The 9,936-nt window shown below is 47.9% G+C and carries 4 protein-coding genes; 2 read left to right on the top strand and 2 right to left on the bottom strand.

Annotated features, from left to right (window positions below; translation table 11 throughout):
- Nucleotides 1-199 precede the first annotated feature (199 nt).
- Together QUA50_RS00820 and QUA50_RS00815 are read right to left on the bottom strand one after the other, a co-directional pair.
- A complete protein-coding gene (locus QUA50_RS00820; RefSeq protein WP_333258745.1) occupies nt 200-3,073 on the bottom strand; it encodes a zinc-dependent metalloprotease in 2,874 nt (957 codons plus the stop codon).
- A 367-nt stretch (nt 3,074-3,440) separates the two neighbouring features.
- A complete protein-coding gene (locus QUA50_RS00815; protein WP_333258747.1) occupies nt 3,441-6,962 on the bottom strand; it encodes a hypothetical protein in 3,522 nt (1,173 codons plus the stop codon).
- Between the two features lie 649 nt (nt 6,963-7,611).
- Here QUA50_RS00815 and QUA50_RS00810 point away from each other — a divergent pair.
- Nucleotides 7,612-8,379, top strand: coding sequence for a hypothetical protein (locus QUA50_RS00810; protein WP_333258749.1), 768 nt, complete (start codon nt 7,612-7,614; stop codon nt 8,377-8,379).
- On the top strand, nt 8,366-9,936 hold a 1,571-nt coding region (locus QUA50_RS00805; RefSeq protein ID WP_333299430.1), incomplete at its 3' end, for a DUF4114 domain-containing protein. The genes QUA50_RS00810 and QUA50_RS00805, both read left to right, overlap by 14 nt.

Here is a 9,936-nt window from a genome sequence, read left to right as displayed (position 1 = left end):
CGTCCCGCCCGTCCTTAAAAGACGGGCGGGACGCCCATCCCACTTTCAAGAGTGGAAGTTATTTAGTTCTCATTCCTAAGTCAGGAATTACGCACTTCCACCAAAGAAACCGGGTTTTTTATCGAATCTGGAGGTGGTCACGAAATATTCTCGTAAAAAACCAGGTTTCTGGGCCCCCATGCGTAAGCCCTATATAAGATTAATTTGACTGAATTTGCGAATTCAAAACCTTAGAAATTCGATCGCGCGTTTCCTCCAAATGAGCCCGCGTATAAGCATCAGCATTCCGATCCAAATTCCGAATACTCTTGCTCAAACCCTCCCGCAACTGCCGCAACTCGTACCAAGCCAAACTCCGCGCATCCTCTGGAACATTCGTTTTTCGCAGCACCATTCCGATCAAAATCGCCAAATGTTCCCGCTGCAAAGAACGCCTAAAAGTTGAAATTTGCATCTTCTTTTCCGGCTGCAAAACCTCTTGCCAGATATCCTTTTGCACAGTATTCAACACTTCCGGCAACTTCAAAGCAGTTTCCGGCGCTGATTTTAACTCGGCATCGCGCAGTCTCGCCAAGCGCATCGGAGATAGCAAAACCCGCAACACAAACCGCTGCAAAAAAGTAATTCGATCGCCGATCGGGTAATCTAGAGGAAACACCAAAGCCGGACTTCCCCAGTGTTCCCAGCGCGAAGGCGCCAATTTATTCAGCAATTCCGGCGCAAAACTAAACGCATCGGGGGCAAAAACGTACTTTTCAAGGGTTGCTAAAGCTTCTCGCTGCACAGAAAGTTCGATCGGCACAAACGGCAAGTTCGCATTAGTATCTCCAGGGCGAATCCGACTAAACGACTGTCCCCCCACATACAAAGTAGCATTCATCACTTGGTTGACATAATACCCGAACACCGAATCAAACATCACCCGCAGTTCGTTATAACCGTTTTCCCCAACCGGAATTCGCTTTTCCAAACGCTTCCACATCGCCCTGGCATTATCCAATTGCCATTGCGAATACCTCAGCATATTGGCGCTGAGATCGAAGGTATTCGCAGCGGGATCGAGAATATCAAAAGAATCCTCATCCGGCGCGTAAGATAATTGGGGTTCCGCAGCGCGGCTGGCAATTTGTTGCAGCGTTGGTAAGTCGCTGTTCGGGTCCGGGCCGCCAATCACCTTGTAACCATACTCGATCGCCCAATCGTCGTAAGGCCCTACAATCGTCGGATAATAGTCGCCCTGCACAGTTCCGACAGGTGCCAAATTAATCGGCACATAATCCATCACCGACGCTACCAAACCTTGAGTGCGAGTTACCTGAGTATTGTTCAAATCCTCCGGTTGCAGCATCGTACTCCCGTGAAAATTGTGCCTCAAACCGAGAGTGTGACCGACTTCGTGGGCAGTCAAAAATCGGATATATTCATTCACGTAATTGTCAATCGTCCCACTGCTAGGCGCTGCATTTTCCAACAAATCGATCGACATTGCCCCCATCGCAAACTGGCGGCTCGATTCCAACCCAAAACACATATCCGAACTCGACATCAACCGCGATAAAGAATCTCGCTTTTGCTCTTGGTATCTTTCTACCAAAGTCGGCAAATCATCAGCAATTCCACCGCGAGCATTTTCCCCGCTGCTTTTTCCTAAATCCCCATTTTCGAGCATCGGCAAATAGCGAGAATACATCCCAAACTGACAGGGATTGGTATTAGAACCGTTTCGCCCTTGAAAACTCTTAGATAGCGATCGATTTTGCTCCACCAAAGACCGATAGCCCTGCTTGATTTCCCGGACTACATTAGCATCCAACAGAATGTCAGCATCCAAAATTTCCCCCGTCAGCGGGTTAGTGCGAGACGGCCCGATGCCGGCAAACTGAGGCTCAAAAGAACTCGACCAGCGGATAGTATTGTAGCGAACATCAGCCGGGTCCCATTTAGCATTGTCCGGCATTTGTTTGACCTGAATTGCCTCAGTAAAACCTGCCTTTTCAAAAGCTTTGTTCCACACCAAAACGCCCTCGCGAATTGCGTTTCGGTATTCGGTAGGCACATTATTTTCAATCCAAAAGACGATCGGCACTAGCGGAGGCGACATCGGCGCCGTCGGGATTTGCTTTTGCAAATGCCAGCGATTGATATAGCGCACAAAAGGTTCCCGGCTGCTCTTGTCAGAAAAGTCCTTATATGCTGTGAGGAAATAGCCCACTCGCTCGTCCGCCAGTCTGGGGCGGTAGCCGTTATTTAGCGGCACTTCCGAGAAACTATAGTGAATGCGGAGGTTAAAAGCCCGACTGTCAGGAATCGAAGGTAAATAGTTAACTTCACTGTCATTATCGCTAGAAAAACCATAGACAGAAGCAATCTCCACATTCAGCGGAAACGCTTTAACATCTTTAAAAGAAGACTTGTCTGCATCGATCGAGTAAGAAGCGCCCAAAAGCATCGGCAAAATCGCTTTTACCCCTGGTAAATCGCGTTTGTCGCTCATCAGCAAATCGCCTAAATCGATTAGCAGAGTTTGTCTTTGCGGATGAATGCTTTTGAGAGGCAAAGAATAGAGAATCGAGTCGCTAAATCCCCGTGCTACCGAACCTGCTTGCGGGTCGCCCGGACTGGTGCGAAAATTTATATTTGGTATCACAAACTGCACGTTATTTTGGACGCGCCGCAGTTGAAACAAGAAATCGCCGATCGGCATTCCGCTCAAAATGCCCGCTTCCCCCAAACCCGATGCCAATGTCACAAAGCACAGGAACTTTTTGTTGAATTGTTCCGGTTTAATTTCCAGATATACTTTATCAGTTGCTCGATTGCGGTAAAGAGTAAATAGTCCCTCTAACTTTTGCGCGTCTTTGACAACCTGTTCAAAGGGTGCCAGAGTTGGCTGTTCGCTACTTTGTTCGTTGCTGGGCGGCCCAGAGGATAAAGCTAATGGTAAAAAGAAACCTTTATACAGACTGAAACAGAAAAATGCTAAAGATAATATAAAAAATATCAAAGGCAGATTTTTTTTCGGAATTTTTATGCGTTGATTTTTGCTATTTTCAGGAAATATCAATCTTTTCATTGTCAGTATCTAGCCGCAGGAAAGAATAGTTTTGAGATAGTCACGCCGCACTCGCAACGTTGGGAGCATCTCACATCTTGCACCATTTTCAATTATATCAAGTTCGCTTAATTGCTTATAAGAACCGACCGGGCGGGTTTATGAGATTGTCAATTTTAGGCAATTATTATTGGTGAACCCGCCCCTACAGGAATTATATCTATTTAACCGAACGTGATATTACTTGTTTATGAACAGGCTTTCCGGCCTGTTCCACAAGAAGAAAACTCACTCTTTGTGGAACGGGCCGAAGAGCCCGTTATTGACAATGGTGCAACATCTGAGGAGCATTTAACTTCTAAAATAACTCAAAACTCAAAAGTCAAAACTATTGTTTCGCCGGCCAGGGAATCATGGGATCTTGAGCCAACCGCTTAGAAACTGCAACAGCACCGTAACGGTTGAGGTGGCTGGGGTCGGAAAAAGATTCCCGCGCCTGGGGCCACAATAAACTCTTATCTAGGAAAATTAGTCCGCTTTGAGCTGCTAATTCTTGCATATATTGCCGGAATTCTTGTTCGTAACCTGTCCGCACTGGGTCTAAATAATCTTCAGTCAGAGGCATATTCACAAACACGAGATTAATGTTGCGAACTTTGGTAAATTCGATCAGATTTTTGAGTGCTAGAGCTTGTTCGCCTACCAATTTAAAATTTTGATAGTCGGAGTCGTAATAACCAGATACTTTCGGGTGCTTCTGAAAGTAAGTCTCGGGATTGAAGCGTATATCGATCGGCAAAAAGCCATTTGGTTGATAGTCGCTGACTGGTTTACTCGCAGGAGTGGGCTGAACGTTTTCAGTTGTTTGTTCACCGAGGGCTGCGGTTTGGGGACTGTCGGTTGCAACAGGGGCTGATGAGGGATTAACTATCGATCGCAAAAACCCTTTGAGTCGATCGCGCTTTTTGTAAGTTGCAGAACCCTCCACCAACTTTTGACTCACCAATTGCTGAACATTAGCTTGAGCTTCTCCCAAATTCTGCACCAATTCAGTCGCAGTCGCCACCGGATTGTTGGCGCTTTCCTTCGATGTTTCGGATTCTAATTGATTGGTGCGGATCAGAAAACTACCCCGGCTCAACTGTCTGTAACCTTCCGAAGAAGCGATCGCACTAAAAGTCAAATCCGGCCGCCCGCTGTTGAGAGCCCTCGCCCCGTCAGCCAACACCAGCAATTTCGGCAGTTGTTGCGGCGGCAAAATCCGGCGGACGATCGAATCTACAACTTGGAGAGTAGCTCCATTAACCCCAAAATTGTAAGCCCTCAGCCCCGGATAGCCCGAAGCTGCCAAAGCGGTTTCCAAAACCGCCGGGTCGATACCGCGCAGCGCCCTCGAACTACCGACAATTAAAATATCTGGCGGTTTTTTGTGCAGGTGGATGTACTCTTGATAGCGCGCTATCTGATCGTCAAGCTGCTCGCTCCTCAAAGTCGGGAACACCGGAGGAGCAGAAACATCAGCTACAGGAACGCTAGTATTTCCCGGTTTCGTAAACCCAGAGCCATTGAAAGCCTCTTGCTGGTTCGCCGACGGCGACGGTTGCAAGGGAATTTGAGGCAAATTCACCTCCCCAGAAGGGGGAACTGGGTTAGCGGTTTCCTTCGGAAGTCGGGCTGTAACGTCGCCAGAAGCCTTGGGATCTGAATTTTGACAATTTGGGCCGCTGCAAACTTCGGAGGCACTAGGAGCTTGACTGACCGTCGCAGATTGCAGAAATTGACCGAGGATCCAATCGGTATTGAAAGTCAGCAGACAGCCGGCGATCGCCCAAATCACAGCCATTCGGGCCGCGCGATCGGCTCTCACGCCACCGGGCGCAGCAGCATTCGCTGACAAACCATCGTTGGGAACAAACAAACCCGAAGCGACAAGCGGTTGCACCGCAGCTTGAACTAACTGCTCGCCCAGATTGTATCCGGGGAGTCTGATTTTGAAACGCGGCCGCCAGGAATTGGACACCGGAGCATCGAACACCAAATTGTCGCTCAAACCCAAAAAACTCCCATCCTCCGCCGGCGCAAACTCCGGCACCGGTTCCTTTTCCAACACAGCTCCTTGGGAGGGAGCCGGTGCGGGTGCCGTCGATGATTCCTCGTCAACCGCCGTTCTGAGGTCGATTGCGTAGCGCCACAGGGGCAGCTTCTGGCCCGCGCGCCGTCCGTAGACTCGCACCCCTGCCACTCCCGGAATTTGTAACTGTCGCAAGAATTTAGCCACCGGCGGGCCTATCTTCGACTGAGAAGGGCAAGTCAAAGCTTCTGTCATGACGTGCAGCACGTTGGCTTTTTGCAGCACGACAGCCCGAATCCCTCCTGTTTCCAGCTTGCGTCTGAGATTGGGGTTGAGCAACCTGTTCAATAAAAAAGTCAAAGCCAATTGGTCGCCCTCGATCGCCAGCGTTCTAGCGTTCGCAGCCAAGTCGGGGTGGTGGGCTGCTGGCAAGTCTACCCAGTCTATCCACACGGGGGACTCCGGCGCCGCCTGAGAGTCCTTGGCCGGTTCTACGCCGTAGATAGTAGCTGCGCGGATGCCTTGGGGCGCAAAGGAGGCTAACAATGGGGCGATCGCCTCGGTGGTTTGCTGCTTGTCGGGGTATTCTTGCCGTTTGGGCTTTTGTCCTTTTTTGGCAGTTTTGCTGCAAAACAGGTGGAGGGTTGCTTCTTTGAGGGTGGCCCGCACTTCGACTCTCGATGCAGCCAAGTGTTGGTTGAGCAGTTTGGCGATCGACTGTACGTCTCCCCACCTGGCCCATTCCTTAAGAATTTTGTCCGGCGAAGTCAAATCCACCCGCAGCACCCAGTCCGGCTTCGCTTCGCCGCTGACTTGGCTGGCGATCGCGGCTTCCCGGAAATCCTCTAGTTGCAGTTTCCGCAGCCTGCCGGCGATGGGTTCGGCCAGCAAGGAGGGGTCTGGGCTGTAAGCTGACTCGCACAGCACTAGCAGCCGGCGTTCCTTGGGCTTGATATTTTCCTGCCCGTTCAGCGGCAAGGTTTCTTGGTTACTTTTGAGTTCTTTTTCGCGAATGCTTACTTTCACCGAAACTCCCATCGGGCCGAGGATTTCGCTGAGATAGCTGGCGATCGCATCTGGATAGCCCCGGCGCGCCAAGGTTTCCGGCGAAACCGTCAATGTTCCATCTCGATCGCCCTCGCCTGAGTCGGCTTCGGGGGATTGAATCAAAGCCACCGCGCCGCGGTTCGCTTTCTGCTGCGGGGGAACGGTGGAACCGAAAGCTTCCCGCGTCGCAGCAGCCGAAGTGTCGATCGTCACGGGGGAAGTTTCAAAAGCTTCTGGGTATTCAATCCGGGAGGCGACGGGCAGACTTTCGGCGTCAAAATCCAGTTCTTCCCGTACTTGCGGCGGTTGCGCGGCTGTTTCTACCCGTTGTGGTGTCTGTTTGAGTTTGCGGTTGTGATTCTTAAATTGGTCGAAGAATCCGCCTCTTTTAGGGCTTGCTGGCGGTTCGTCGGGGGAACTCGCTGGCGGCGGCACTTCGGCAACTTGTGGTTCCGGTTGCTGTGGCTGTTGCTGTCGCTTGGGACTGCTGCAATCGAGCCGGACTGTCCAGTCATTTTGTCGGGAACCGATTTTGCGGCCGCACAGAAACAACTGGTAAATTTTAGGTGGATCGGGCAGCAGTTGCGTTAAATCAGTGTGTTCGAGGGCGCTGGTAAATCTCGCCGTCACCAATTCTTGAGACGGACACTGCGCTGCTTCGCACAAAATGTGCAGGTGATTTCCCCGCAAACGCGCTTGTACTTGAACTTCGGGAAGCCCTAAAGCTTCTTGCGCCCACTGCGACGCGGCCGATCGATTGTCTGCCAATATGCTCCCGTTCGCATTCAACATGGGACTTTAAATTTCGTCAAGGCTGCTTTCGTCTTCTACAGATAGCACATTTCGTCCGTATTTTGGCATATATTAGGCTTCACTTAGGCGAAGTCCTCAGTAATTGGTCGTTAGTAATTATTAGGAATCGCACCGCACTACATATAGTGTGTCTGCGTCCTGGACTGTACAACCTAGTTTCCAAAGCTTTTACTGTTGTTGCGATCGGGTTTTGCGTAATTTTGCCAAAAAATAAGTTACTTATTATACAACAAACAGAAAAATTAGTTGGGCGATCGCACCTCTAAAATTCTCGCTAATCCCAAAATTCGTAGCGTGACACTTCAGTACACGGAAGTGGATTAAAGCTTCGATGATGTTTACTTCCTGATGGCCAAAAGCACTTGCGATCGATAAAAGTTATTGATATTCTCAAATCTATCTGTTAACAACAGCAATAAAAAAACCTACTTAATCCCATCACATCAAATTTTTGTCAGCCTCCCTGGCAGGTTTTCACCTGTCGATATCGCAGCTTTCGTCCTCAATAAAAAAAACAAAATTCCAGCATCGTCTGGACTCGCTTTGCTTGCGAATTTTTCAAGATTAACATCCTCAACTTCTGCATAATTTTAGTCACTTTCATCATCAAAAAACCGAAATTTCAATCATGTCACAAATCGAAGCATCTACCCCAAAACTAACTGCCAATATTTCCCTCATTCCCGACATTGCAGAAGACTTGCCACTAGCAAATTATACCAATAATTACTCTTACCCCCCGAAAAATCTCCTAACAACAAACGAAACATCCTCCACAAACTCCAGCATCGAACTATTATCATCAAACAACCAAATCCTCGACAAAAACCCAGAAACACCTCCCCAACCAGACACAGACGCCTTCATCCTCAACAAAAATCCAACACCAACAACCAACAGCATCCCCGAAAAACCGCAAACATCCACCACTCAAACCGATCCAATAACAGGCGATACAGCCAAACCAGCAACTCAAAATAACATTTCTTTCGACTCCGGCATTTTCCAAGCAGACGAAACAGGTAAAATTGTGTTCGATTACCTATCAGACGGAGGCCGGTATCAAGGAGAACTAGCAATTATCAGCCTCACAGGAATGCAGGAATTTGTTCCCGATTCCGAAGCATTTATCAGAGAAGCAGCCAGACGCGCTTTAAGCTACTCCTCACTCGGTTATATCGCCATTTCTGACAGTACAGAAGCAGCGAAATTCTCTAGTTTCGAGGGAGAAAACAACTTCAATATCGGAGAATACCGAGGAATCAAAACCTTCGCAATGACACCAGGAGACGAAATTGGTATCATCCTAGTTCCCAACGGCACAATACAGCAAGTATACGACAACCCAGGCATTGGCGGCGACAAAAAAACCCTTATTTTCAATGGCAACAGCTAATTCCAGCGATACTTTTCAACGGGGACAAATAGCCAGTGTTGCCAATGGCGGCAGTATATTTGTCATGGAAGATATGGGGATAGGAGAAGGGAGCGAGGCTGATTACAATGATATCATATTTTCGCTCAAAGGTGCAACCCCTAAAGTCATTTCAATGGATGATGTAATTGCCAAAAACTCCGATTGGCGTACATCAGAGAAAGGCAAAGAATTGATAGCTGACGCTGCGCCAAAAACTGAGACTAAATTAGAAGACAAAAAAGCAGATACTACTTCTGCAACAAATCCTGCTGAGATAAAAACGGAAAACTCCTCAGCGACAGAAACTGCAAATCCGACAATTTCCGAAAATCCCAATTCTGATCCAAATTCTGCCGATCCAAAAACAGATTCTCCCGCAGTAGAAACCAAAAATCCGACTGTTTCGGAAATTCCCAATTCCGATCCAAATCCTGCTGAGACAAAAAGGGAAAATTCCTCAGCGACAGAAACTGAAAATCCGACTGTTTCGGAAATTCCCAATTCCGATCCAAATTCTGCTGAGACAAAAACCGAAAACTCCTCAGCAACAAAAACTGAAAATCCGACTGTTTCGGAAATTCCCAATTCCGATCCGAATTCTACTGATACAAAAACAGATTCTCCCGCAGTAGAAACCAAAAATCCGACTGTTTCTGAAATTCCCAATTCTGATCCGAATTCTACTGAGATAAAAACGGAAAATTCCTCTGCGACAGAAACTGAAAACCCGACAATTTCCGAAAATCCCAATTCTGAGCCAAATCCTGCTGCTCCAAAAACAGATTCTCCCGCAGTAGAAACCAAAAATCCGACTGTTTCCGAAAATCCCAATTCTGAGCCGAATTCTACTGAGATAAAAACGGAAAATTCCTCTGCGACAGAAACTGAAAACCCGACAATTTCCGAAAATCCCAATTCTGAGCCAAATCCTGCTGCTCCAAAAACAGATTCTCCCGCAGTAGAAACCAAAAATCCGACTGTTTCCGAAAATCCCAATTCTGAGCCAAATTCTGCTGCTCCAAAAACAGATTCTCCCGCAGTAGAAACCAAAAATCCGACTGTTTCCGAAAATCCCAATTCTGAGCCGAATTCTACTGAGATAAAAACGGAAAATTCCTCAGCGACAGAAACTGAAAATCCGACAATTTCCGAAATTCCCAATTCTGATCCAAATTCTGCTGAGATAAAAACGGAAAATTCCTCAGCGACAGAAACTGAAAATCCGACTGTTTCGGAAATTCCCAATTCCGAGCCAAATCCTGCTGAGATAAAAACAGATTCTCCCCCAGTCGAAACCAAAAATCCGACTGTTTCCGAAAGTGCCAATTCCGCGACAGATGCTGCGGAAGCAAAATCGGAAACTCCTGCAGCAGTTGAAAGCAAAAATCCGACTGTTTCCGAAATTCCCAATTCTGCGACGGATTTGACTGAAACAAAGACGGAAACTTCTCCAGCAGTTGAAAGCAAAAATCCGACTGTTTCCGAAAATTCCAACTCTCTAACGGATTTGACTGAAACAAAGACGGAAACTTCCTT

The organism is Microcoleus sp. M2_D5 (assembly GCF_036701935.1).
Taxonomy (GTDB): Bacteria; Cyanobacteriota; Cyanobacteriia; order Cyanobacteriales; family Microcoleaceae; genus Microcoleus.
This window is presented reverse-complemented; position numbering and strand designations above follow the sequence as displayed.

Bases quoted from the DNA above. Each gene is read 5' to 3' on its own strand.
- QUA50_RS00815 (WP_333258747.1), bottom strand. From the start codon at position 6,962: ATGTTGAATGCGAACGGGAGCATATTGGCAGACAATCGATCGGCCGCG.
- QUA50_RS00810 (WP_333258749.1), top strand. From the start codon at position 7,612: ATGTCACAAATCGAAGCATCTACCCCAAAACTAACTGCCAATATTTCC.
- QUA50_RS00820 (WP_333258745.1), bottom strand. From the start codon at position 3,073: ATGAAAAGATTGATATTTCCTGAAAATAGCAAAAATCAACGCATAAAA.